Here is a 22,725-nt window from a genome sequence, read left to right as displayed (position 1 = left end):
AAGGCCTAGAAATGGACCATACACAATTTTCCTCGCGCTTCGCCATCGATCCCATCACCGCCGCGGCCATGGGAACAGACGAGCTGCGCCACCATTTCCACGTCGAGGGGCTTTTCCAGCCGGGCCTCGTCAGCCTGACCTACACGCATTACGACCGCATGATCGTCGGCGGCGCCATGCCTATCGACAAGATCCTGCCGCTCGAGGCTATCAAGCCGACCGGAACCAAGGCTTTCCTCGACCGCCGCGAACTGATCGCCGTCAACATCGGCAGTGCCGGCACCGTCACGGCCGACGGCGTGGCTTACAAATTGGCGGCGCGCGACATGGTCTATCTCGGCATGGGCGCCGAGCAGGTGTCGTTCGCCTCGGCGGAGCCCGACAAGCCGGCAAAATTCTACCTGCTTAGCGCACCGGCGCATCGGCCCTATCCCAGCCAGTTGATCCGCATCGGCGACGCCAGGCGGCTCGACCTCGGCAGCCAGGCGACCAGCAACGAACGCTCGATCTTCCAGTTCATCCACGCCGACGGCGTCAAGACCTGCCAGCTCGTCGTCGGCATCACGCAGCTCGCGCCAGGCTCGGTGTGGAACACCATGCCTTGCCATGTGCATGACCGGCGCATGGAAGCGTATCTCTACTTCGATCTGCCGGAAGGGCAGCGCGTCTTCCACTTCATGGGCGAACCGGACGAGACGCGCCACATCGTCATCCGCAGCGAGGAGGCGGTGCTGTCGCCGGGCTGGTCGATCCATTCGGGCGCCGGCACATCCAACTACGCCTTCATCTGGGCGATGGCCGGAGACAATGTCGACTATACCGACGTCGACCAGGTGGCGATGGATCAATTGCGGTGAGCGATCTTTCCGCCTTCAGCCTCACGGGCAAGCGCATCCTGGTCACCGGCGCCAACACCGGCATCGGCCAAGGCATCGCCGTGTCGATCGCGCGCGCCGGCGGCCTGGTCGTCGGCGTCGGCCGTTCGGCGATGGATGACACCGCCGGGAAAGTCGCGGCCGCGGGCGGCAGCTTCGAAGCGGTGAAGACCGATCTCGGCGACCCGGCCGAGGCGGCCGCCATGCTCGACCGGGTTTGGGACGAGAGCGGCCGGCTCGACGGCCTCGTCAACAATGCCGGCATCATCCGGCGCGCCGATGCGGTCGACCTGAGCGAAACCGACTGGGACGAGGTGATGGACGTCAATTTGAAGGCGGTTTTCCGGCTGTGCCAGAGCTTTGCCAGGCGCGTGCTGGCGGAGCCCGGACGGCGCGGCAAGATCGTCAATATCGCCTCAGTGCTGAGTTTCCAGGGCGGCATCCGCGTTGCTTCCTATACGGCCTCGAAGCACGGCGTGCTCGGCCTCACAAGGCTGCTCGCCTGCGAATGGGCGGCGAAAGGCATCAACGTCAACGGCATCGCGCCGGGCTATATCGAGACCAACAACACCGAGGCGCTGCGCGCCGACCCGGACCGCAGCGCGGCCATCCTCGGGCGCATCCCCGCGGCGCGCTGGGGCCGACCCGACGATATAGGCGACGCAGCCGTGTTCCTGCTGGCGCGGGCGTCGGACTATATGCATGGCGCGGTGGTGCCGGTCGATGGCGGCTGGTTGGCGCGGTGACCGTCTCCCGCCGGAAAACCGCGCCGGACCTTTCCTGGATTTGCTTTACAAGCCGAACGGAAGCTGAGCGATGACCGATATCTTTTCCCATGCGGGCGAAAAAGCCTGGGAGCCGACAGCGGACGGCAACAGGCGGCGCGTGCTGGTGCATACCGATGAATTGATGATGGTCGAGTTCGCCTTCGACAAGGGCGGCGTCGGCGCGCTGCATTCGCATCCGCATGTCCAGGCAAGCTATATTGCCGAGGGTCGCTTCGAGGTCACCATCGACGGCCGATCGGAGATCCTCGAAACAGGCAGCAGCTTCATCGTGCCATCCAATCTCGTGCATGGCGTCAAGGCGCTGGAGGCCGGGCGGCTGGTCGACAGTTTTGCGCCTTGCCGGGTCGATTTCCTCGGTTAGGGCAGGTCGGCGGTTCTATCGGACGCCGATTGCTCCGCAGCGGTTTCACGCCTTTCCGGAACCGCTGCGACCGCCATGTGATCGCGGCGGCCTGCCGCGAGCAGGCGATGCGCGGCATCGAGTATGGCCTCGACCGGCGCGTCGGCGACATAGGCCGAACGGCCTCGCCTTGGCGCCGTGACGACTTCGACCGCATTTGAAAGGGGGCGCCAGCGCTCCATATTGGCGCCGTTGTTGACGATCACCGCCGGCGTCATGACAGCGGCCATGAAATGCGCCAGTCCGCCCTCCATGCCGATATAGGCGACCGCCATCTCGCCCAGCGCAAGCAGGAGATCGTCGAAGCTTGCAATGTCCGGCGCCAGTTCCGGACCGGCCACCTGGAGGCGGCCTTCCCTTGCGAGGAGCGCCGGTGGCGCCGGTCCGCTGCCGGGGGTCGCCAGATACAGGACCCGGTAGCCGGCATCGATGAGATTGCCGGCAACGGCCACCACCTGATCTTCGCTCATGCACTTCCTGCCATGGGCATTGCCGCCAAGCAGGACAAGCGGACGGCCGCAACCGCCGCGCAGCTGGCGCGCCAGAGCCCGCGCGGCGTCCGGCACATCGAGCCTGTGATCGAAAGGCAGATGCCGCCCCGCCAGACGCTCGACCAGCCGGTGGTAGCGCCAGGCATTGTGTTCCGGCCGCAGCGTCAACCGCGTGCCCCAGCGCAGCGACAGAAGATGGCCGGCAAAGTTCGCTTCGTAGCGGATGCCCCGGCCTGCAAGTCGAAGAGCCGTGAGGATGAGGCCCGGCACGCCGGTCCGCAGATCAACGACGATGGTCTTGCGGCCGCGCGGCGCGAATTCGGCGAGGATGGCTGAAAGCGGCGTCTTCGTCCTGAAATCGTCGACGAGATGCGCGACATGCTTGTGCAACGCATGCGAGAGCGATGAGCCGCGCATGGCGCCGTAGACGACACGGCTTTGCGGAAAGGCCGTCCTCGCCGCCCGCAGGGCCGGAATCCGCAGCAAGCCGTCGCCAAGCGCGTCGTTGCGGGCATAGAAGATCAGCACGGGCGCGGACGAATCCATGGCGGAGACGGATTCCATTGCTGTGGTGTCGGAGAAGCAGGACGACTGCGGAAGAATAATATCAGCAAGCCCCGGCTGAGTTCTGCAAGAATATGCTTGGTTTCTTTTATAAAGAAAGCGCGATCTCGTCACCCCGCCGACGCCGGCTAAGCGGGCCTTCTGTTACGAATTCAGCTATGACATGCCTGCCTGGGACCGGCGCCGCCGGGTGAAGCGTTTCAGCGCTGCTGCAGCGCCAGGCGTATGCCGAGCGCGCAATATATGCCGCCGACCACCTTGCCCTGCCATTTCGACACCGCCAGATTGCGGCGCAGCAAGGAACCCAGGCCGCCCGCACTGACGGCGAAGACGACCGTGCTGAAGAGCCCGAGCAGGACAAAGATGATGCCCAGCAGCATCAGCTGCAGCACCACGAAACCGCCTCGCGGGTGCACGAATTGCGGCAGAAAGGCCAGGAAGAACAGCGCGGTCTTCGGATTGAGCACTTCGGTCAGGATCGCCTGCCGGAAGGCCCGGCCCGCGGAATGGGGAGCGTCGTGGCCGCCAGATCTGCCGGCGCCTTTTCGAAAATGGCGCGGATGCCGAGATAAACGAGATAGGCCGCGCCGATATATTTGACGATGCTGAACAGCATCGCCGAAGCGGCGATGACGGCCGAGATGCCGACGATGGCCATGATGGTGTGGATCACGTCGCCAGCCGCGACACCGGCACCGGTGGCGATGCCGACCTTCGTGCCCGAGCTCGTCGCCCGCGCGACCGTGAGCAGCGTCGCCGGCCCCGGGATGAAGACGAAGCCGAACACGACCGCGATGTAGGTGACGAGCGTCGCGGGATCGATCATGCCAAGGCTCCTTTTGCGTCGGGCGCCGCTCTTTATTCGGAGCGGCTCGGCGTTATAGCACCGCAGAACGGGCCGGGGGAACTCTCGGGCGGCGAAGTCGGCGGTCGCAGCGATTCGAGCGGAATGTCGTGACGGCCTTCCACGCTTCGATGATTTAGTCGCAAGCGCACCCTATCCCACAGCCCTGTCGTTCGAAGCCGCCGGGAATGGGCCGCGCATTGCTTTGACCTTTCGTTTCAATGCACGTCGTTGTATCGAGACGACAAGGTCGAACGATGCCGGATCGGCAATCGAGCCAAGGCGCCTGCCCCAGGCGGCGGCAAGATCAAGGGGGCCAGCTTGGAAGAGCAAGCGACATGTGAGACCCGGCGATGCCGGGCTGGAACGTGCAGGCTCCACGACAGGCGCGCTTGTCGCCAGGATGGAATCGGCGACCGGAAGCAGCCTGCCGCATGATCGCGCCACCCATTCTCACCGCGAGCCGGCTTGGGCTTATCGTGACGCCGGACATGTTGCCCGGCGGTGATGGGATCAACATCAACGGGCCGTCGCTGATCGGCATGCCGGACTGGGCGCCGGGGCGGCAGGGCGCCTACTATCTCTATTTCGCCGATCACGGGGGTTCCTATATTCGCCTCGCCTACGCCGATTCGATCGAAGGCCCGTGGCGCATCCATCCCGGCGGGGTACTGTCCCTCGCTCAATGTCCGTTCATCAAAGGCCACATCGCGTCTCCCGACGTTCATGTCGATCAGCGGAATCGCCGCTTCGTTATGTATTTTCACGGACCGGCAAAAGGCGGAGAAGGCCAGACGACCTTTGCCGCGACATCCAGTGACGGCCTTCATTTCAATCCGCTTTCCGAGCCGCTCGGGCCTTCCTATGCCCGGTTCTTCCGCCAAGATCAGTGGTGGTACGGTCTTCTCGGGACAGAAGCCATCACCGTCTTCCGCTCTAGGACCGGCATCTCCGATTTCGAACGGGGTGCGGTCGTTCTGTCCGGCATGAAGCATCTTCCCACCCCGCGGCATCTTGCACTGCAGAAATCCGGTCGCTGGCTGCGGGTCTTTTACACGCGCAGGGGCGACGCGCCGGAACGGATACTTCACGGCACGATCGATCTCGCCGAGGACTGGCGACGCTGGACGGTCAAAGGCAAGACCGAACTGCTGCGGCCGCAGACGGACTTCGAAGGCGCGGGCTTGCCGGTTTGCCCCAGCCGGGACGGGCCGGCCGAAGGCGCGGAGAACGCGTTGCGCGATCCTGCGATTTTCGAGGAGAGAGGCCGCACCTGGCTGCTCTACGCCGTTGCCGGAGAGAGCGGCATCGCCTTGGCCGAGATCACGTCGAGGGACGTTCCTGGCAAAGCAGCCCGGATGCCGGCGACCACTCTACGCCGTGGCGCAAGACGACTGTTCTGGCGATTGCGCAAGGCTGCGCCCCGGCTGCCCTCGGCAATGACGTTTCGCAAAAGAATCTTCATTGCCGGCTGTGCTCGCAGCGGAACCACGCTAAGCCGTCGTTTGATGGCGTGTTTCGACGATATCTATGTTCATAGGGACGAAGCGCCGTATCAGGCGCTGCTCGAACTGGATCGGCCCGAAGTCAATCTGGTCGTCAAACGCACCTATGAGAGCCATAAGGACATCGAGCATCTGCCTGGCTCGGTCGGATTGATCTATTGCGTGCGGCATCCTTTCGACGTGCTCACAAGCTCCCATCCAGAGACGGTGAACGAACGGCGTTTTCACGTAACGACCGAGCGCTGGGAGGCGGAGTATGACGGGTTGACGCGCCTTAGAAAGGCTCAACCCGAAAGAGCCGTTTTCTATCTGCGCTATGAGGAATTGATCGCCGAACCCGATATTGTCCAGGGCAGGATCGCCCGGTCGTTCGGTCTGTCACCGGTCACGCTTTACAGCCGCGATGCGGACAATCCGATACGGCCGACGTCGTTGAGAAAATGGGAGCGCAATGAAGAATTCCAGACCTATCTGCATAGCCTGCCAGCGGCGTTCCTCGCCCGCGTGGAGAGCTTCTGCCACGAATTCGGCTACGAAATGCCGGCCTACACCTTGAACGCGGGAACGGCGCGGTGATGCCGGCGCAGGCAGTGAGCATCCGGGCCGAGGATCACAAGCGGCGCGTCCTGAAGGATGTGTTCGGCTTCGACGATTTTCGCCCCGGGCAAGCGACCGTGATCGAGGCGTTGCTGTCCGGGCGGCATGTGCTGGCGGTGATGCCGACAGGCGCCGGCAAATCGCTCTGCTATCAGGTTCCGGCGCTGGTCAAAGGCGGGCTTACCATCGTGGTGTCGCCGCTGGTGGCGCTGATGCAGGACCAGGTCGCCGCCTTGCGCCTTGCCGGTGTGGCCGCCGACACCATCAATTCCTCGCTCGACCGCGACGCCAATGTCGCTGCCTGGCGCCGCGTGGCGTCCGGGCAGACGCGGCTGCTCTATATGGCGCCGGAGCGGCTGATGACGGAGCGGATGCTCGAAGCCCTGTCCCGGCTCGATGTCGGCCTGATCGCCATCGACGAGGCGCATTGCATCTCGCAATGGGGACCAGCCTTCCGGCGCGAATATGAAGACCTGTCGCAATTGCGCGGCGTGTTTCCGCAGGTGCCCATCATCGCGCTGACGGCGACGGCGGACGAGGCCACGCGCGCCGACATCGAAGCGCGGCTGTTTGCCGGGCGCGCCGAAACCCTGGTGCTGGGCTTCGACCGGCCCAATATCAAGCTGGCGATAGAGCCCAAGCAGGACAGCAAGCGCCAGCTGCTGCGCTTCATCGAGCGTCACCAGGGCAAGAGCGGCATCATCTATTGCCTGTCGCGCCGCAAGACGGAAGAAATGGCGGCTTTCCTGGAGAAGAATGGCGTGCGCGCGCTCGCCTACCATGCCGGCATGAGCAAGGAGGCGCGGGAGGCGAACCAAAACACCTTCATGAGCCTGTCGGGCGTCGCCATGGTGGCGACCATCGCCTTCGGCATGGGCATCGACAAGCCCGACGTCGCCTATGTCTTCCACACCGATCTGCCCGGCAGCCTAGAGGCCTATTACCAGGAGATCGGCCGCGCCGGTCGCGACGGCCGGGCGGCGGAAGCGCATATGCTCTACGGCGCCGGCGACATCCGCACGCGCCGGATGTTCATCGACGACGAGGATACCTCGCCCGAGCACAAAAGACGGGCGCATCGCCGGCTCGACACGCTGATCGGCTATTGCGAGACGGCGCAGTGCCGGCGCCAGGTGCTGCTCGGCTATTTCGGCGAGGAGGCGCAAGCCTGCGGCAATTGCGACAACTGCCTCGACCAGGCGCCGCGCGCCGATGGCGGGGCGGAGGCGCGGATCATCCTCGCGGCCGTCGCACAAAGCGGCGAGCGCTTCGGCGCCGCCCATGTCATCGATATCCTGCTCGGCCACGAGACCGAAAAGGTACTGGCCAGAGGCCATCAGCAGCTCGCCAGCTTCAGGACCGGCATCATGCACCGGAAGCCGGTCTGGCTGTCGCTCATCCGGCAACTTGTCGCCGGCGGCTTCCTGGTGCCGGATCCCGACGGCCATGGCGGCCTCGCCATCTCGGAAAGCGGCCGCGCGCTCGGCCGCGGCGAGGTTGCGTTCGAGTATCGTGTCGAAGGCCGGGACCGTCTGGCGCGCGGCAGGAAGCGTGCCGCGCAAGACTCTGCCACGGGCGAAGGCGTGGACACTTCCTTGCTGGCCGCGCTCAAGACGCTGCGGCTGCGGCTCGCCAAGGAACGCCAGGTGCCGGCCTATGTGGTGTTTTCCGACCGCACGCTGATCGACATGGCCGAGCGCCGTCCGCGCGACCTCGACGACTTCGCCGAGGTGAACGGCGTGGGTGCAGCGAAGCTCAAGGAGTTCGGGGAGGCGTTCTTGAGTGCGATCGCGGCGCACCCGTCAGAAAGCTGACAACACGCACATCTCAGCCTACTGCCGCCGGAGTCTGCCGCTTAACCCACGCCTTGGACGGCCCGAACCATGGTGTTTACGGCTTCAACGGGCTGCAGGCCAGCTTCGCGCACCAGCGTGCGCCAGGTGAAGAAGCTCAGCGCCACCCGTAGCAACGCTCGCTGGCTGCCGCCAAGGCCTTCGCCGAGCACCCCCTGGCAGGTCGCGAAATACGGGCCGATGCTCGTCTCGACAGCCTCCCGGGTTGGCGGGTGATGTTCGGCGTCGCGCAACACGCTGGCCACCACGCTTTCATTGCGCCCGTACCATTCGTAGAGCGCCAGCAGCGCGATCCGCATCCGTTCGCCTGGGTCGGCCACAACTCGCCACGGCTCCGGGCTCGGCAGCGGATGCGTCTCGATGTGCGTGCTCGAGCAGGCCTGCAGCAGGCTGCGCTCGTCGGGGAAGTGGGCGTAGAGCGTGTGTCGCTGAACGCCGGCACGCTCGGCGACCAAGCTGAAGGTCGTTGCTGCGGGGCCAACGCTCCCGTGCAGGTCGATCGCAGCTTCGACGATGCGCCGCCGGGTTTCGGCCTGCTGCTCGGCACGGCGTTTAAGGGTGTATTTGCGGGTCATGTATTTAAATGCACATGAGTGTGCACCCATTGTTGACAGGGTTCTAATATTTCGCTACACACATATGTACTTCGATTTTGATCGAAGTCCAGCCCGGGATCAACCGGGAGAGGGAACGCAACCATTGTTTTGGAGGAGATTCCATGGAAACGAAAATCGACGAAATCGCCGAGGGCATCTACCGCCTATCGACCTATGTATCGGACATCGCTCCGCCCGTCGGCTTCACCTTCAACCAGTTCCTGGTCATGGGCGATGAGCCGCTCATGTTCCACACCGGTCTGCGGAAGATGTTCGCGCTCAACCGCGACGCGCTTGCCCGCATTATCCCCCCGGAGCGTCTTCGCTGGATTGGATTTGGCCATTTCGAATCCGACGAATGCGGCGCCATGAACGAATGGCTCACCGTTGCGCCGCAAGCAACGGCCGCGCACGGACAGACAGGCGTCTACGTGTCGCTCAACGATTTCGCGGATCGTGCGCCGCGGGTGCTGAAGGATCGCGAGGTGATCGACATCGGCGGCGGCAAGCGCGTGCGCTTCATCGATACACCGCACACGCCGCATGGTTGGGACGCCGGCGTCATGTACGAGGAATCGACCGGCACCCTGCTCTGCGGCGATCTGTTCACCCAACTCGGCAACGACCGCGCGCTGACCGACGGCGATGTTGTCGGCCCGGCGATCGCCGCCGAGGATCTGTTCAAATATTCGGCACTCAATCCCGGCATGGGCACGACCATCCGCGAGCTTGCCAAGCTCGCGCCACGCACTCTGGCGCTCATGCACGGCCCGTCATTTTCCGGCGACGGGGCTGCGGCCCTGCGGGCGCTTGCCGAGGACTACGACCGCCGTGTCTCGGCTCAGATGGCCGAAGCCATGCAGAGGCTGGCAGCATGAGCGCGCCCGTAGAGGGCACAAAGACGGACTGCCGGATCACCGGCGTTTGCGGCCGTCAGGGGTGCACCTGCCCGAACGCCGGCTTCCTATGCCGCATCCTGCTTCGGGCTCAGGATGTCAGTCCTGCGAAGGGCGCCGCGCGAATGCGTAACCTGAAATGAATGAGCGGCCTCCTTCGCCAAGGCTTCGGAGGCCATCTTCGCGAAGGATCGCCAATCAGCTGGCAAGGCAACATTTCTTGAATTTCTTGCCGCTTCCACAAGGGCACGGATCGTTGCGCCCGACGTCGCGCCAAGGGTTGGTGGCCGGTGTGACGCTGGTGAAGGCCAGGTCCAGCCGTGAGGCTTGCCCATCCTCGTCCTCCTCAAGATCGAATTCGTCGTCGCCGAACTCGAAGTCGTCGTCATCGTCAAGGCCGCGGGTCCAATCCAGCGCCACAAGGACATCCTCGATGTAACTCAGACTGGCGCGATCGAACCGGCCGATGTCGCCCGGTTGCTGCTCGGCTTCCCGCAGGTCGCTTTCGAAATCACTGCGTTCAAGCGCATCTTCGGGGATCAGGCCCTCATCCCAAGCGCTGTAGGCAAGCGGAACGAGGTCTCGCAAGGCAAGCATCGCGATGGCTTGCAGCCAGCCGACCCACACGTAATCCCAGTCGTCGGCCAGCCTCTCCCTGTAAAACCGTTCCACGAAATCCCTTGTCCGGTCGCGCTCGATGCGACCTTCCCAGGTCAAAAAGGTCACCGCGCCAAACGCCGCATCGCGGATGAATTCGTCGCCGGAGCGTTCGGCAATGATGTCGAACAGCGCGCCGGCGTCGCCGTCGAATACGCCTACGATGATGCGCGACAAGGTTTCGGTTATGGCGTCGCCAAGCAGCCGGTCGGCTTCCTTCCCAGGGCGGCGCAGCAGACGCAGCAAAGCTTGGCATGCCTGGGTGTCGCGGGCGCCGCCGAGGATATACACGCCCCTGAAGAGCAGCATCTCTTCATCGTCCGACAAAGGCTGTCCGTTGGCGGCGCGTTCAAGGACCATGCGCAGCGCAGGCGCTGATTCTTCTATCCTGATCGTGCAGACCGCGATTGCGAGATCCGGCACCTGCCGTTCAGTCGCCACGGCATGGAGATAGCGGTCTATCGGAAACAGTTTGAAGTCGCTGCTGTCGTCGGAAAGCAGCTTTTCCAGATCTTCTATTTTCATCGCGTCCAGTCGCGTCGATGGAGCCCCGGCCCGGCGGTATGCTACCGATCCCCCAGCCGCACACTTGTGTCAATCCTGAGAGCGAGGATGAGCGAATACCAATATTATGAATTCCAGGCGGTCGACCGTCCCCTTGGCAACGCGGATCGCCACGGGCTTCGCGATTTGTCATCGCGGGCGCGGATCACCGCCACAAGCTTCACCAATTTCTACGAGTGGGGGGATTTCAAGGGCGATCCGGACGAGCTCATGGAGCGCTGGTTCGATCTTCATCTTTATTGGGCCAATTGGGGTTCCCGCCGCCTGATGATCAAGCTGCCGGCTCGGCTGGTTGATCGGGATCGCGTGGACGCCTTCCTTGGAGCGACCGACGACGTCATGCTCAGGGTCGCTGGTGAGAACATCATTATAAGCATCGCGCGCGGCGAGTTGGAGTTCGAGTACCTGGACGACGACTCAGGTTGGCTCTCGGCCTTGGCGCCGTTGCGGGCCGACTTGCTCGCCGGCGATCTTCGGCTTTTCTACCTACTTTGGTTGATGGCTGTCGAAGCGGGCGCGATTGAACCCGATGAGCCTGAACCGATGCCGGGAATCGGACCGCTGACCGAGGCGCTCGAAGCGTTCGCAGCCTTCTTCGGCATCGATCGCGATCTCGTCCAGGCGGCAGCTGAGCGAAGCGCGACAACGGGTCCCGATGGCGCGGCACCGGATATCGCCCGGCGGGTGGTCGCGGCGATGAGCGACGTCGAGAAAACCAGTCTGCTCATGCGGGTTTTCAATGGCGAGCCGAATATGTCGCCGAGTTGCGGGCCACGATTCGGGCACGTCTGGAACCCGAAACGACAATCTCGCCTGGCCCTTTGCACACAGCAGCGGATCTGCAGGCGCGGGCCGAAGAAATCCGCCTTTCCCGCAAGCGCGCCGAGGCGGAGCTGGCGGAAGCGCAGCGGCGACTGCAAGCGGAGGCGGCTGAGAAGGCCCGCGATATCCGGGTCGAGGTCCTTCGCCAGCGGGGTGAAAATGTCTGGGAAGAGGCCGAGACCGAGATCGGACGGCGCAACCCCGCCGGCTACGATAAAGCAGCGGCGCTCCTTTCCGATCTATTGGCGCTTGCCGAAAAACAAGGCAGCACCGAGGATTTCCGTCTCCGGCTTCAGTCGCTCCGGGAGCGCCACGCAGGGAAGGGGCGCTTCCTCGAACGCCTGGTGGCGCTGGGATAGGTCTTGCAAGGGAGCCGGCTAACGCCAAAGGCAAACCTTGACGTCCTTGCCGACATAGCAGGCGCCTTCGCGGCGAAGCTCTCCCCAATCGCCTGCCTCGCCGTGCGTGTCGCGAATGTCAGCGTTCGCATAGCCTGCCCAAAGATCACCGTCCTTGTAGACAACCGCCCAGTAATCCTTCGACATTTCACCGGCCCCGCTATGCGTGTCGGGATAGTCGATGCCTGCAAAAACCTGCTTGGGCCCCTGGATATTGAAATCGCCGCCCTTCTCGATTTGGTAGGAGCATCTTCCAGAGAGGCGGGTCTCACCATGAACGACCAGCAGGCAGCGGCCCCATTTGTAGCCGCTCGGCAAACGATGCCGTGGTTGCGCATGCGACGGTGAAAGGGAAAACGCAATTGCAAGGGCAACCGCGATTATTCGCGCGATCATCTTGTCCCCCGTTGTGAAGCCGCGACCGGGCATTGTTAGATTTCGCCCCCGAGCGCATGTGGCCCTCTACGCAACAACCCGTGAGTTCATATTATTATCGATCACGGTCGGATTTTTGTCACCCGAGGGCCGCGGGATTTCATCTGCAGGCCGGTATGGCGCGGTGAGGGGATGCAGGGAAGCTCCGAGCCGCCCTCCTTCGCTAAAGCTTCGGAGGGCATCCTGCTTCGCGCGGAAAAGAATTCGCTGGACCTATCCTGCGAAGCGCGCGGCGCGAAGCAGGATGGCGGAGAGGGAGGGATTCGAACCCCCGATACCCTTGCGAGTATGCCGCATTTCGAGTGCGGTGCATTCGACCACTCTGCCACCTCTCCGCGAGGTCATGGTCGGCCGTTGCCGGCGCGGCGCACTAGATAACGGCTGACTGCTCCGGTTACAAGGCCCTATTCCACCGATTTCCGGCTTCCGCGGAAAAGCGGTTGCGACGGGACGGACCGATATTTGCCGGCAACTTCGCTCGCGGCCTCTCTAAGGACAAGCCGCTTGCCTTGACTCCGGCGCAACCTTCGGTTAGGGACAGCCCGCATTCGGCGTGGAGGCTCTTCCGCGCCGCTTGTTTTTTGAACCCGCAGACTGACAAAAAGACGGCCGAACCGCCCGAGGCGGTTCATCGAGGCCGACCGAACAGCGAAAGGCAAAAAATGTTCGCAGTCATCAAAACGGGCGGCAAGCAGTATCGCGTCGCCGCCAACGATCTCCTGAAGATCGAGAAACTCGAAGCCAAGGTCGGCGATATCGTCGAGATCGGCAATGTGCTCGCGCATGGCGAGGGCGAGAATGTCACCTTCGGCGCGCCGTTCGTCGATGGCGCTCTGGTCACGGCGGAAGTCGTCGAGCAGGGCAAGAACCGCACCGTCATCGCTTTCAAGAAGCGCCGCCGCCAGAATTCGCGCCGCAAGATCGGCCACCGCCAGCTTTTGACCACCGTCAGGATCGCCGAGATCCTGCTGGGCGGCGCCAAGCCGTCGAAGAAGGCCGCCGCCAAGGCAGAGGCCAAGGCCCCCGAAGCCAAGGCGGAAGTCGCCGCCGAGGCAAAGGCCGAAGCCGCTCCGAAAGAGGCCAAGGCCAAGAAGGAGCCCAAGTCTGAAGCCGCTTCCGGCGAAGAGGCAAAGGCCGCGCCGCTGTTCAAGGCGCCGAAGGGCGAGCCGGACGACCTGACCGTGATCAAGGGCATCGGCCCGGTCGCGGCGAAGGACCTCGCCGAGCAGGGCATCGTCACCTTCGCGCAGCTCGCCAAGCTCTCCGACAAGGATGTCGCCAAGATCGACGAGCACATGCCGTTCAGCGCCGACCAGATCAAGGACTGGCGCGAGCAGGCCAAGGAACTGGCGAAGAAGTAAGGCAAGTTGAAATAAGATGGCCCGGCGACAATCGTCGCCGGTGCGCACTTGAAACGGAACGCGAACGCGTTCATAAGACCATTCAAGCGCCTCAGGGCGCATCGGAGTTAGTCAAATGGCACACAAGAAAGCTGGCGGTTCGTCGCGCAACGGTCGCGATTCGCACTCCAAGCGTCTCGGCGTGAAGAAGTTCGGCGGCGAAGCCGTCATCGCCGGCAACATCATCATTCGTCAGCGCGGCACGCAATGGCATCCGGGCACCAATGTTGGCATGGGCACGGACCACACCCTTTTTGCGCTCGAAGCCGGCGCAGTCACCTTCAACAAGAAAGCCAACGGCCGAACCTACGTATCGGTGAACCCGATTACCAAAGCAGCGGAGTAGCCGGTTCCGCACCATAACACCGGCGCCCATCTCGGGAACCGGTGTCTGGCCAGGCCAGGAAAAGGATCAGGAGAGATGGGTTTGCCCTCTCTCCTTTTTCATTTTTTCTTGCCCTGGAGGACTAAAATGGTTGCCGAAGCGGAAGACTCCGAAGACGAAAGTTACGCGATCGATTGCCCGGTGCTGGCCACCGAGCGTCTGGCCATGCGCGCCCCGCGCGAGAGCGATCTGGAGCAACTCGTCACGCTGGCCGACAACCGGCATGTCGCCGAAATGCTGGCCCGCATGCCTCATCCCTATGGCGAAGCCGAGGGCCGCACCTTCCTCGCCATGGCTGCGTCGCGCCGCGCCGGCATCGTCTATGCCCTGACGCTCAAGGATACCGGCACCTTCGTCGGCTGCGCCGGGCTCAACACCACCGATCGCGGCCTCGAACTAGGCTACTGGATCGGCGAGCCTTACTGGAAGCGCGGCTATGCGACCGAGGCCGCGCACGCCCTGGTCGACCTCGCCTTCCAGCGGACCTCGATCCAGGTGCTGCATGCCTCGACAAGGGTGATCAATCCGGCCTCACGCCGGGTCATTCACAAATGCGGCTTCCAGTATGCCGGCCAGGGCATGCTGAACTCGATCGTCGCGGGCCAGGTGCCGGTCGAGCGCTACAGGCTCGACAGGAAGACCTGGACGAGCCTGAGGAATTGGATTCATTTTTGACGTTTGCTTCACAGGGCTGGGCGAGCGCCCCCTCACCCGGATTGCCAGCCGAATTGCAAAGGGCAATTCGGGGCAATCCGACCTCTCCCCAAGGGGAGAGGAGCAGGTAAGCGCCGGCGCCAATCTCTTCCCCCTCGGGGAGAAGGTGGCCGCGTAGCGGCCAGATGAGGGGGAGTTCAGAATTCAGCCCAGCTCGGCCCAGAGCGGCAGGTGATCGGAGCCGACGGCGTCCCGGTCGGACCATAGCCGCTTCAGCGATTTGGCCAGCGAAGCGCTGGTGAAGATGTAATCGATGCGTTTGTGGCGGCTTTTGTCGTCGGGGCGGTCGGGGTCGACCCAGGTGACGAGGTCGGCGACGGCAAGGCGCTGGGCGACGTCGACGGCAAGATCGGCGGTCAGCGGCATGCCGAACTCATGGTCCGGGCGGCCGGCGAGTTCGACATATTCGGGCGAGCCCGGCAGCATGTTGAAGTCGCCCATGACGATGAAGGCTTCCGGATAGGGCAGGTCCGGCAGGCCGATCTCGGGAATGCCCGACAGGCCGCCGCCTTCGAGCGCATAGTTCAGGAGGCGCTGGCGCAGGAAGCGGATCTGGCTCTGGCGCTCGACCGGGCTGCGGTGGTCGAGATGGGTGGAATAGAAGCGGATGAAGCCGAGCGGCGTCTCGATCAGCGCTTCGAGCGCGCCGCGCTGGAAATTCATGGCCTCGAGGCTGCGGCTGCGCGGCAAAAGGAGATTGCGCGACAGATGAATGGGTGTCTTCGACAGCACCATGTTGCCGAGCTGGAAGGAGGTCGAGATGGCGCGGCCGTTCTCCAGGCGCGAGCCGATATTGACCTCGAAATTGCTGCCATAGGCGGCAAAATAATCGGGCAGCGCCTCGCTGATCTCGGCCACCATGTCGCGGTCGCCGTTGCGCGGATTGTTGCGGGTCACTTCCTGCAGCGCGATCACGTCGGCGCCGCGCACGGCGTTGGCGATGCGGCCGACATCGTATTTGCCATCGAGGCCGATGCCGTACTGGATGTTGTAGGAAACGATCTTCATTCCCGCGCCCCTTTAGTCCCCGCCAGTGCTACCGCGTGCGTGCCGAAAGGGCATCCGGCGCTTTAGTCGCAATTCGGCCTCGCCCTCGGCCCTGCCTTGGTTTAGAGCAATCCCGCAAGTGCAATAGCAGAAACTTGAAACGATGAAATTCCTCGACCAAGCCAAGGTTTACATCCGTTCCGGCGACGGCGGTGCCGGTTCGGTGTCGTTCCGGCGTGAAAAGTTCATCGAGTTCGGCGGGCCCGATGGCGGCGATGGCGGCCGCGGCGGCGATGTGTGGGCGGAAGCGGTCGACGGGCTGAACACGCTGATCGATTATCGCTACCAGCAGCATTTCAAGGCCAAGACCGGCATGCACGGCATGGGACGCAACATGACAGGCGCCAAGGGCGCCGACATCACGCTGAAAGTGCCGGCCGGCACGCAGATCTTTGCCGAGGACAATGAGACGCTGATCTGCGACCTGACCGTCGTCGGCCAACGCTTCCTGCTTGCCAAGGGCGGCAATGGCGGCTTCGGCAACCAGCATTTCAAGACCTCGACCAACCAGGCGCCGCGGCGCGCCAATCCCGGCCTGCCGGGCGAGGAGCTGAGCATCTGGCTCCGGCTCAAGCTGATTGCCGACGCCGGCCTGGTCGGCCTGCCCAACGCCGGCAAGTCGACCTTCCTTGCGGCCGTCACCGCGGCCAAGCCGAAGATCGCCGACTATCCGTTCACCACGCTCTATCCCGGCCTCGGCGTCGCCCGCATCGACGGCCGCGAGTTCGTGCTCGCCGACATTCCCGGCCTGATCGAGGGGGCGCATGAGGGGGTGGGCATCGGCGACCGCTTTCTCGGCCATGTCGAGCGCACGCGCGTGCTGCTCCACCTCGTCTCCGCGCAGGAGGAAAACCCGGGCAAAGCCTATAAGACGGTTCGCGCCGAGCTCGATGCCTATGGCAATGGGTTGACGGACAAGGTCGAGATCGTGGCGCTCAGCCAGGTCGACATCCTCGACGCCGACGCCCGCAAGAAGAAGGCGGCCTCGCTGAAGCGCGCCGCCGGCCGCGCGCCGATGCTGCTTTCGGCCGTCACCGGCGAAGGCGTCGAGGCCGTGCTGCGCGCGCTGATGGCGGTGGTCGCAGAAGCGCGCGATGCCGTTGCGGCTCCTGTCGACACGCGCTGGCGATAAGACCCATGAAATCGCTGAAATCATACCGGCGCATCACAGTGAAGATCGGTTCGGCGCTGCTCGTCGACCGCACGACCGGTTTGAAGCGCGACTGGCTGACCTCGCTTGCCGGCGACATCGCGGTGCTTGCCGATGCGGGCGCCGAAGTGCTCGTCGTCTCCTCGGGAGCCATCGCGCTCGGGCGCACCATTCTCGGCCTCGGCAAACGCGCGCTGAAGCTCGAGGAGAGCCAGGCGGCGGCCGCCGTCGGCCAGATCGCGCTTGCCGGCGCCTGGTCGGACGCGCTCGGCAAGGACGGGCTGAAATCGGGCCAGATCCTTTTGACCCTCGGCGATACGGAGGAACGCCGCCGCTACCTCAATGCGCGCGCGACGATCTCGACCCTGCTCAAGATGAAGGCGGTGCCGGTCATCAACGAGAACGACACGGTGGCGACCTCCGAAATCCGCTATGGCGACAATGACCGGCTGGCGGCCCGCGTTGCGACCATGATGGGCGCCGACCTGCTGGTGCTGCTTTCCGACATTGATGGGCTCTACACGGCGCCGCCGGCCAAGGACCCGCGAGCGAAGTTCATCCCGCTGGTCGACCGCATCACGCCGGACATCGAGGCGATGGCGGGAGCGGCAGCTTCAGAGCTATCGCGCGGCGGCATGCGCACGAAGCTCGACGCCGGCAAGATCGCCAATGCCGCCGGCACCGCCATGATCATCACATCGGGCACCAGGCTCTCGCCGCTGATGGCGATCGAGCGCGGCGAGCGCGCGACCTTCTTCAAGCCCAGCGCCAACCCGGTGAAGGGCTACAAGACCTGGATCGCCGGGCAGCTCGAACCGGCCGGCCGGCTCACCGTCGATGCCGGCGCCGTCGGTGCGCTCATGTCGGGCAAGTCGCTGCTGGCTGCCGGCGTCAAGCTGGTCAGCGGCAATTTCTCGCGCGGCGATACGGTGGCGATCCTGTCGCCGGAGGGCCGCGAGATCGCGCGCGGCCTGGTTGCCTACGATGCCGCCGATGCCGTAAGGATCGCAGGCCTGAAGACGGCCGAGATCGAAAACGTGCTCGGCTACGAGGCGCGATCGGCGATGATCCATCGCGACGACCTTGTGGTAAGCGTTGCCGGCGACCAAGTATTGGCCGACGACTAGATGGGGCGGAGGGATGAACCATGCTGAAGCTGCATGAAAAGTCCGGCGAAGACACTGTGGCACTCATGGCCGATATCGGCCGTCGCGCTCGCGCCGCCGCCCGACCGTTGGCCGTCGCTTCCACCAGGGCAAAGAACGATGCGCTGATTGCCATGGCCGAAGCCATCCTGCGCAACGAGCAGGCCATTCTCGACGCCAACGCCATCGATACGTCGAATGGCGAGGAGGCCGGCTTGTCGGGTTCGTTCATGGACCGACTGAAGCTCAATCCCTCGCGCATCAAGGCGATGGCCGACGGCATCCGCGAGATCGCCGCGCTCAAGGATCCGGTCGGCGAAACCATTGCGGCGTGGGACCGGCCGAATGGGCTCCGCATCGAACGCGTGCGCACGCCGCTCGGCGTCATCGGCGTCATCTATGAGAGCCGCCCGAATGTGACGGCGGACGCCGGCGCGCTCTGCCTAAAGGCCGGCAATCCGGTGATCCTGCGCGGCGGCTCGGACTCGATCAATTCCTCGGCCGCGATCCATGCCTGCATGGTCGAAGGGCTGAAGGCCGCCGGCCTGCCGCAGGAATCCATCCAGCTGGTGCCGACCACCGACCGCGCCGCCGTCGGCGAGATGCTGAAAGGTCTCGGCGGCAATCTCGACGTCATCATCCCGCGCGGCGGCAAAAGCCTGGTCGGACGCGTGCAGACCGAGGCGCGTGTGCCGGTCTTCGCGCATCTGGAAGGCATCTGCCATCTCTATGTCGACCGCTCGGCCAAGCTCGACATGGCGGTCAATATCGCCGTCAACGCCAAGATGCGGCGCACAGGCGTTTGCGGCGCGGCCGAGACCTTGCTGGTCGACCGCGCGGCGGCCGCCACGCATCTGGTGCCGATCCTGGAAGCGCTACGCTCTGCAGGCTGCGAGATCCATGCCGATGCCGAAGTGATGAAAGCCTTCGCCGACGCCAGCCCGGCGACCGACGCCGACTGGGTGACGGAATATCTCGACGCCGTCATCGCGGTGAAGCTGGTCGACGGCGTCGCCGGCGCGATCGAGCATATCGAGACGTTTTCCTCGCACCACACCGAGGCGATCGTCGCCGAGGATACGGCTGCGGTTGAGCGCTTCTTCAACGAGATCGACTCGGCGATCCTCTTGCACAATGCTTCGACGCAGTTCGCCGATGGCGGCGAGTTCGGCATGGGCGCCGAGATCGGCATCGCCACCGGCAAGATGCATGCACGCGGACCGGTCGGTGTCGAGCAGCTCACCTCGTTCAAATACCGCGTGCGCGGGTCTGGACAGGTGAGGCCTTGACGCTTGCCGCTAGAGTGTGAGCCTTTGCGCCAAGGCCCCCCCCTCTGGCCTGCCGGCCATCTCCCCCTCAAGGGGGGAGATTGGCAGCTTCGGCGCCGGCGCTCGGCTTGCAACGCCGGTGATCGGCGAAAGTCGCGGCGACATCTGATCTCCCCCCTTGAGGGGGAGATGGCCGGCAGGCCAGAGAGGGGGGCCTAGCACCATGCTTTCGTCCCCTCAGCCCATCGTTCCCGCCCGCTACCTCCGCATGCCGCACGCCGCCAGAGGGCTAACGGTGGGGCTGTTCGGCGGCTCGTTCAATCCGCCGCATGCCGGTCATGCGCTGGTCGCCGAGATCGCGCTGAGAAGGCTCGCGCTCGACCAGCTTTGGTGGATGGTGACGCCCGGCAATCCGCTGAAAAGCGCGCGAGAACTGGCGCCGCTCGCCGAGCGTGTCGAGCTGTCCGAAAAGATCGCCAGGAACCCGAAGATCAAGGTCACCGCCTTCGAGGCGGCGCAGCATGCGCGCTACACCGCCGACACGCTTGCCCTGGTCAAGGCGCGCAACCCGGGCGTGGATTTCGTCTGGATCATGGGCGCGGACTCATTGCGCGACTTCCACCGCTGGCAGCGCTGGCGCGAGATCGTGCTGACCTTCCCGATCGCGGTCATCGATCGCCCGGGCGCGACGCTCTCCTTCCTGTCGTCGGTCGTCGCCAAAACCTTCGACTATGCCCGTATCGACGAGGGCGACGCGCCGCTGCTTGCCCGCATGCCGGCGCCGGCCTGGACCTTCATCCACGGTCCGCGCTCCTCGCTCTCCTCCACCGCGCTCCGCAAGGCGGCGAAGGATAGATGAGTTTCCCCTTCTCCCCCTGTGGGAGAAGGTGGATCGGCGCGATAGCGCCGAGACGGATGAGGGGTGTCCAGCTTGGCGACACCGTTTTGTCTAGCGACGAGGTCGCCGACGTCTCACTCCGCTGGAACGCCCCTCATCCGTCTTGCCGCTTCGCGGCAATGCACCTTCCCCCACAAGGGGGGAAGGGAAGTCCGGCCATGTCGCTTTTACGGCGGCTTTTTTCCTGTCCGTAGACCAAGCTGTGCGGACATGCTGAAGCAGAACCCCAGCACAACCGAACCCGCCCGTGCCGTGCAATCGGCGCCGCTTATCGCCATTGCCAGCGTCATCGTGTCGATGGCGCTGATCGCGATCGGCAATGGACTGATGTTCGCTTATATCCCGGTGCGCCTCGGCGCCGACGGGTTCGACCCGACCTGGGCCGGGCTGATCGTCACCGGGCTTTCGGCCGGCGGGCTGGCCGGCTGCATCCTGACCGGGCCGCTCGTCAAGCGAGTGGGTCACGCCCGCGCCTTCATGGTGCTTTCGGCGCTGATCGCGCTTTCCAATGCGGCGATCGGCGCCGGGCCGATACCGCTTTTATGGATCGCCGCGCGGGCGCTTTACGGCTTCGCCATCTGCGGGCTGTTCATCGTCGCGCAGAGCTGGCTGAATGACGCCTTGCCCAATTCGATCCGCGGCCGGGTCATGGCGGTGTTCTACGTCGCCTATATCGCCGGGCTAGGCGTGGGTTACGCGACGCTCGCTGCGGTCGACATCCATACAGCCGCGGCAGCGCTGATCGGCATCACCTTCACGGCGCTCTCCATCCTGCCGGTCGGCATGACGCGGCTGGCGCAGCCGCCGGCGCCGCAGGCCGCATCGGTGGCGCTTCGCCGCGCCTGGCGCATCTCGCCGGTCGGCGTCGCCGGCATGCTCGCCGTCGGCGGCCTGTCGATGATCGTCTCCGGCTTCGCGCCGATCCATGCCACCGCCAAGGGCTACAGCCAGGCCGACGTCGCGCTGCTGTTGTCGGCGATGCCGGTCGGCACGCTGATCCTGCAGATTCCGCTCGGCTGGATATCGGACCGCACCGACCGGCGCTACGTGCTGGCGGGCGCGGCGGCGCTCGCGGCGATCGCCAGCGTGCTTGCCATCGTCTTCGACGGCGGCGCGCTGATGGCGTTGGTGGTGATCTATCTCATCTGGGACGGAGCGTCGGAATCGATCTACGCGCTCTCCAGCGCGCATGCCGCCGACCGGGCCGGCAAGGACGAGCTTCTGGCGCTGTCGAGCTCGATGCTGTTCGCCTGGTCGCTGGCCGGCTTCATCGTGCCCGGCATCGTGACGGCGCTTTCCGCCGTCTTCGGCACCGCGACCTTCATCTATGTCGGCATCGTCATCGCCTCGGCCTTCTGCCTGTTCGTGCTGTGGCGCGTGATGGCCGGCCGGCCGACACCTGCGGCCATAAGCGGCAGTTTTGCGCCGATGTCGGCGCAGACGCCCCTGCCGGTGGAGCTTGCCTTCGCGCAGGATGAGTCGGTCACTTCCAAGTGAAGAACCGGCACTGAAGAACCGGTGAGACTATTGCTTGCGCGCCTCCGGCGCCGGCATTTCCGGCGGTGGCAGCGGGATCGAGATGCCCTCGAAAGCCTGCTTGGCGCGCTTGGTCATGTCGATCTGGGTCGAGAAATAGTCGGCGGCCGACGTCCAGTAGCGCAAGGTGAGTGAAACGGTGGTGTCGCCGAGACTGGCCACGAAGGCGATTGGCGCCGGTTCGCGCCGGATGCGCTTTTCGGCGGCGGCGATGGCAAGCAGCGTCTTTTGCGCGCGGTCGATGTCATTCCACGAGCCGATGCTCAAGGTGACGTCGGTGCGCCGCACGCCGTTGCGGGTGAAATTGCGCACCGGCTGGTTCCACAGCGTCGAGTTGGGCGCCATCACATAGACACCGTCGACGGAGCGCAGCTTGGTGGCGAAGAGACCGATCTCCTCGATGGTGCCGGCAATCGCGCCGACCTCGACATATTCGCCGATGCGGAAGGGCCTGAGCGCCAGAAGCATGATGCCGGCGGCGATGTTCTGCAGCGTGCCTTGCAGCGCCAGCCCGATGGCCAGGCCGGCAGCGCCTATTGCCGCAATGATGGAGGCGGTCTGCACGCCGAATTGGCCGAGCACCATGATGACGACAAGGATCAGGATGGCGTAACGCACGACCTGCGAGAAGAAATGCCGCAAGGTCTCATCGAAGCCATGGATGTGGCCAAGGCCGGCATAGATCGAGCGCTCGGCAAGCCCGGCCACGAGATACCCGACAACCAGGAGGATGACGGCGCCGACGGCCGAGAAGGAATAGGAGACGATCAGCGTGCTCAGCTGCGCAAGCCCGGCCTGGATGGTGATGAGGGCGCTTTGCGGGTCGGTGGGCATGGCGGGTATCCCGTTGGTCAATGCGCCGATAACCCGTGCGTCTGGCATCGGTTCCCGCCTTTT

The 22,725-nt window shown here is 64.5% G+C and carries 20 protein-coding genes, 1 tRNA gene and 2 pseudogenes; 15 read left to right on the top strand and 8 right to left on the bottom strand.

What is annotated here, in order from left to right:
* The first annotated feature begins 11 nt into the window (after window positions 1-11).
* The 3 genes from kduI (at window position 12) to LB526_RS13155 (ending at window position 2,024) form a co-directional block, all read left to right on the top strand.
* A complete protein-coding gene (gene kduI / locus LB526_RS13165) occupies window positions 12-857 on the top strand; it encodes a 5-dehydro-4-deoxy-D-glucuronate isomerase (RefSeq protein ID WP_224627951.1) in 846 nt (281 codons plus the stop codon).
* Window positions 854-1,621, top strand: coding sequence for a 2-dehydro-3-deoxy-D-gluconate 5-dehydrogenase KduD (gene kduD, locus LB526_RS13160; RefSeq protein WP_224627949.1), 768 nt, complete (start codon window positions 854-856; stop codon window positions 1,619-1,621). The genes kduI and kduD overlap by 4 nt, the downstream gene beginning before the upstream one ends.
* A 70-nt stretch (window positions 1,622-1,691) precedes the next feature.
* Complete coding sequence (locus LB526_RS13155) at window positions 1,692-2,024, top strand: cupin domain-containing protein (protein WP_224627947.1); 333 nt, start codon at window positions 1,692-1,694, stop codon at window positions 2,022-2,024.
* On the opposite strand, the gene LB526_RS13150 is transcribed toward LB526_RS13155, so the two are convergent.
* On the bottom strand, window positions 2,021-3,100 hold the full coding sequence (locus LB526_RS13150; protein WP_224627945.1) for a glycosyltransferase family 9 protein: 1,080 nt from the start codon (window positions 3,098-3,100) through the stop codon (window positions 2,021-2,023). The two genes, LB526_RS13155 and LB526_RS13150, sit on opposite strands and share 4 nt — an antisense overlap.
* A 218-nt stretch (window positions 3,101-3,318) precedes the next feature.
* Window positions 3,319-3,944: pseudogene (locus LB526_RS13145) on the bottom strand (LysE family translocator).
* Window positions 3,945-4,396: 452 nt separating this feature from the next.
* Between LB526_RS13145 and LB526_RS13140 the strand changes: the two are divergent.
* Both LB526_RS13140 and recQ read left to right on the top strand, forming a co-directional pair.
* Window positions 4,397-6,043, top strand: a complete 1,647-nt coding sequence (locus tag LB526_RS13140; protein ID WP_224627944.1) for a hypothetical protein — start codon at window positions 4,397-4,399, stop codon at window positions 6,041-6,043.
* Entirely contained in the window at window positions 6,043-7,878 is a 1,836-nt protein-coding gene (recQ, locus tag LB526_RS13135) for a DNA helicase RecQ (RefSeq protein WP_224602116.1), read from the top strand. The genes LB526_RS13140 and recQ overlap by 1 nt, the downstream gene beginning before the upstream one ends.
* Before the next feature lie 41 nt (window positions 7,879-7,919).
* On the opposite strand, the gene LB526_RS13130 is transcribed toward recQ, so the two are convergent.
* The gene (locus LB526_RS13130) at window positions 7,920-8,492 is read right to left on the bottom strand and encodes a TetR/AcrR family transcriptional regulator (protein WP_224602118.1); all 573 of its coding nucleotides are present in this window, start codon (window positions 8,490-8,492) and stop codon (window positions 7,920-7,922) included.
* A 143-nt stretch (window positions 8,493-8,635) separates the two neighbouring features.
* Here LB526_RS13130 and LB526_RS13125 point away from each other — a divergent pair, with 143 nt between their 5' ends.
* A complete protein-coding gene (locus LB526_RS13125) occupies window positions 8,636-9,391 on the top strand; it encodes an MBL fold metallo-hydrolase (RefSeq protein WP_224602120.1) in 756 nt (251 codons plus the stop codon).
* 216 nt (window positions 9,392-9,607) lie between these two features.
* Here the strand turns inward: LB526_RS13125 and LB526_RS13120 are convergent, their stop codons facing one another.
* Window positions 9,608-10,591 carry a DUF1186 domain-containing protein gene (locus LB526_RS13120; protein WP_224627942.1) on the bottom strand — a complete coding sequence of 328 codons (984 nt, stop codon included), beginning with the start codon at window positions 10,589-10,591 and terminating at the stop codon, window positions 9,608-9,610.
* 87 nt (window positions 10,592-10,678) lie between these two features.
* On the opposite strand from LB526_RS13120, the pseudogene LB526_RS13115 reads away from it, so the two are divergent.
* A pseudogene (locus LB526_RS13115) lies at window positions 10,679-11,811 on the top strand (hypothetical protein).
* A gap of 18 nt (window positions 11,812-11,829) precedes the next feature.
* Here the strand turns inward: LB526_RS13115 and LB526_RS13110 are convergent.
* Both LB526_RS13110 and LB526_RS13105 read right to left on the bottom strand, forming a co-directional pair.
* Window positions 11,830-12,279: a hypothetical protein gene (locus LB526_RS13110; RefSeq protein ID WP_224627941.1), complete on the bottom strand. Its 450-nt coding sequence runs from the start codon at window positions 12,277-12,279 to the stop codon at window positions 11,830-11,832.
* Window positions 12,280-12,530: 251 nt separating this feature from the next.
* Window positions 12,531-12,620, bottom strand: a tRNA-Ser gene (locus LB526_RS13105).
* Between the two features lie 327 nt (window positions 12,621-12,947).
* On the opposite strand from LB526_RS13105, the gene LB526_RS13100 reads away from it, so the two are divergent.
* From LB526_RS13100 to LB526_RS13090, 3 genes are all read left to right on the top strand, one after another.
* Complete coding sequence (locus tag LB526_RS13100) at window positions 12,948-13,646, top strand: 50S ribosomal protein L21 (protein ID WP_224627939.1); 699 nt, start codon at window positions 12,948-12,950, stop codon at window positions 13,644-13,646.
* A 115-nt stretch (window positions 13,647-13,761) separates the two neighbouring features.
* Complete coding sequence (gene rpmA / locus LB526_RS13095) at window positions 13,762-14,031, top strand: 50S ribosomal protein L27 (RefSeq protein ID WP_095767205.1); 270 nt, start codon at window positions 13,762-13,764, stop codon at window positions 14,029-14,031.
* A gap of 126 nt (window positions 14,032-14,157) precedes the next feature.
* Window positions 14,158-14,745, top strand: a complete 588-nt coding sequence (locus LB526_RS13090; protein ID WP_140841796.1) for a GNAT family N-acetyltransferase — start codon at window positions 14,158-14,160, stop codon at window positions 14,743-14,745.
* Between the two features lie 183 nt (window positions 14,746-14,928).
* Here LB526_RS13090 and LB526_RS13085 read toward each other — a convergent pair whose 3' ends face one another.
* On the bottom strand, window positions 14,929-15,792 hold the full coding sequence (locus LB526_RS13085; protein WP_224627937.1) for an endonuclease/exonuclease/phosphatase family protein: 864 nt from the start codon (window positions 15,790-15,792) through the stop codon (window positions 14,929-14,931).
* Between the two features lie 142 nt (window positions 15,793-15,934).
* Between LB526_RS13085 and obgE the strand changes: the two genes are divergently transcribed.
* From obgE to LB526_RS13060, 5 genes are all read left to right on the top strand, one after another.
* Window positions 15,935-16,963 (top strand): GTPase ObgE, encoded by a 1,029-nt coding sequence (obgE, locus tag LB526_RS13080; RefSeq protein ID WP_224528218.1) that lies wholly within the window; start codon window positions 15,935-15,937, stop codon window positions 16,961-16,963.
* A 5-nt stretch (window positions 16,964-16,968) separates the two neighbouring features.
* Window positions 16,969-18,108 carry a glutamate 5-kinase gene (gene proB / locus LB526_RS13075; protein ID WP_224627935.1) on the top strand — a complete coding sequence of 380 codons (1,140 nt, stop codon included), beginning with the start codon at window positions 16,969-16,971 and terminating at the stop codon, window positions 18,106-18,108.
* Between the two features lie 20 nt (window positions 18,109-18,128).
* A complete protein-coding gene (locus tag LB526_RS13070) occupies window positions 18,129-19,415 on the top strand; it encodes a glutamate-5-semialdehyde dehydrogenase (RefSeq protein WP_224627934.1) in 1,287 nt (428 codons plus the stop codon).
* Window positions 19,416-19,662: 247 nt separating this feature from the next.
* Complete coding sequence (locus LB526_RS13065; protein ID WP_095767212.1) at window positions 19,663-20,253, top strand: nicotinate-nucleotide adenylyltransferase; 591 nt, start codon at window positions 19,663-19,665, stop codon at window positions 20,251-20,253.
* A 249-nt stretch (window positions 20,254-20,502) separates the two neighbouring features.
* Entirely contained in the window at window positions 20,503-21,789 is a 1,287-nt protein-coding gene (locus LB526_RS13060) for an MFS transporter (protein ID WP_224627932.1), read from the top strand.
* A gap of 27 nt (window positions 21,790-21,816) precedes the next feature.
* Here LB526_RS13060 and LB526_RS13055 read toward each other — a convergent pair whose 3' ends face one another.
* Window positions 21,817-22,662, bottom strand: a complete 846-nt coding sequence (locus LB526_RS13055; protein WP_224627999.1) for a mechanosensitive ion channel family protein — start codon at window positions 22,660-22,662, stop codon at window positions 21,817-21,819.
* Between the last annotated feature and the right edge of the window lie 63 nt (window positions 22,663-22,725).

The organism is Mesorhizobium sp. CA6 (assembly GCF_020165035.1).
Taxonomy (GTDB): domain Bacteria; phylum Pseudomonadota; class Alphaproteobacteria; order Rhizobiales; family Rhizobiaceae; genus Mesorhizobium.
Note: the sequence above shows the minus strand (reverse complement) of the source record. Positions and strands in the feature narration are given on the sequence as shown.

Excerpts from the sequence above, each read along its gene's own strand:
- recQ (WP_224602116.1), top strand. The coding sequence starts at position 6,043 with ATGCCGGCGCAGGCAGTGAGCATCCGGGCCGAGGATCACAAGCGGCGC.
- LB526_RS13055 (WP_224627999.1), bottom strand. The coding sequence starts at position 22,662 with ATGCCCACCGACCCGCAAAGCGCCCTCATCACCATCCAGGCCGGGCTT.
- LB526_RS13120 (WP_224627942.1), bottom strand. The coding sequence starts at position 10,591 with ATGAAAATAGAAGATCTGGAAAAGCTGCTTTCCGACGACAGCAGCGAC.
- LB526_RS13130 (WP_224602118.1), bottom strand. The coding sequence starts at position 8,492 with ATGACCCGCAAATACACCCTTAAACGCCGTGCCGAGCAGCAGGCCGAA.
- LB526_RS13110 (WP_224627941.1), bottom strand. The coding sequence starts at position 12,279 with ATGCCCGGTCGCGGCTTCACAACGGGGGACAAGATGATCGCGCGAATA.
- LB526_RS13085 (WP_224627937.1), bottom strand. The coding sequence starts at position 15,792 with ATGAAGATCGTTTCCTACAACATCCAGTACGGCATCGGCCTCGATGGC.
- LB526_RS13125 (WP_224602120.1), top strand. The coding sequence starts at position 8,636 with ATGGAAACGAAAATCGACGAAATCGCCGAGGGCATCTACCGCCTATCG.
- obgE (WP_224528218.1), top strand. The coding sequence starts at position 15,935 with ATGAAATTCCTCGACCAAGCCAAGGTTTACATCCGTTCCGGCGACGGC.
- LB526_RS13140 (WP_224627944.1), top strand. The coding sequence starts at position 4,397 with ATGATCGCGCCACCCATTCTCACCGCGAGCCGGCTTGGGCTTATCGTG.
- LB526_RS13090 (WP_140841796.1), top strand. The coding sequence starts at position 14,158 with ATGGTTGCCGAAGCGGAAGACTCCGAAGACGAAAGTTACGCGATCGAT.
- rpmA (WP_095767205.1), top strand. The coding sequence starts at position 13,762 with ATGGCACACAAGAAAGCTGGCGGTTCGTCGCGCAACGGTCGCGATTCG.
- LB526_RS13065 (WP_095767212.1), top strand. The coding sequence starts at position 19,663 with ATGCCGCACGCCGCCAGAGGGCTAACGGTGGGGCTGTTCGGCGGCTCG.
- LB526_RS13155 (WP_224627947.1), top strand. The coding sequence starts at position 1,692 with ATGACCGATATCTTTTCCCATGCGGGCGAAAAAGCCTGGGAGCCGACA.
- proB (WP_224627935.1), top strand. The coding sequence starts at position 16,969 with ATGAAATCGCTGAAATCATACCGGCGCATCACAGTGAAGATCGGTTCG.
- LB526_RS13060 (WP_224627932.1), top strand. The coding sequence starts at position 20,503 with ATGCTGAAGCAGAACCCCAGCACAACCGAACCCGCCCGTGCCGTGCAA.
- kduI (WP_224627951.1), top strand. The coding sequence starts at position 12 with ATGGACCATACACAATTTTCCTCGCGCTTCGCCATCGATCCCATCACC.
- LB526_RS13150 (WP_224627945.1), bottom strand. The coding sequence starts at position 3,100 with ATGGATTCGTCCGCGCCCGTGCTGATCTTCTATGCCCGCAACGACGCG.
- LB526_RS13100 (WP_224627939.1), top strand. The coding sequence starts at position 12,948 with ATGTTCGCAGTCATCAAAACGGGCGGCAAGCAGTATCGCGTCGCCGCC.
- LB526_RS13070 (WP_224627934.1), top strand. The coding sequence starts at position 18,129 with ATGCTGAAGCTGCATGAAAAGTCCGGCGAAGACACTGTGGCACTCATG.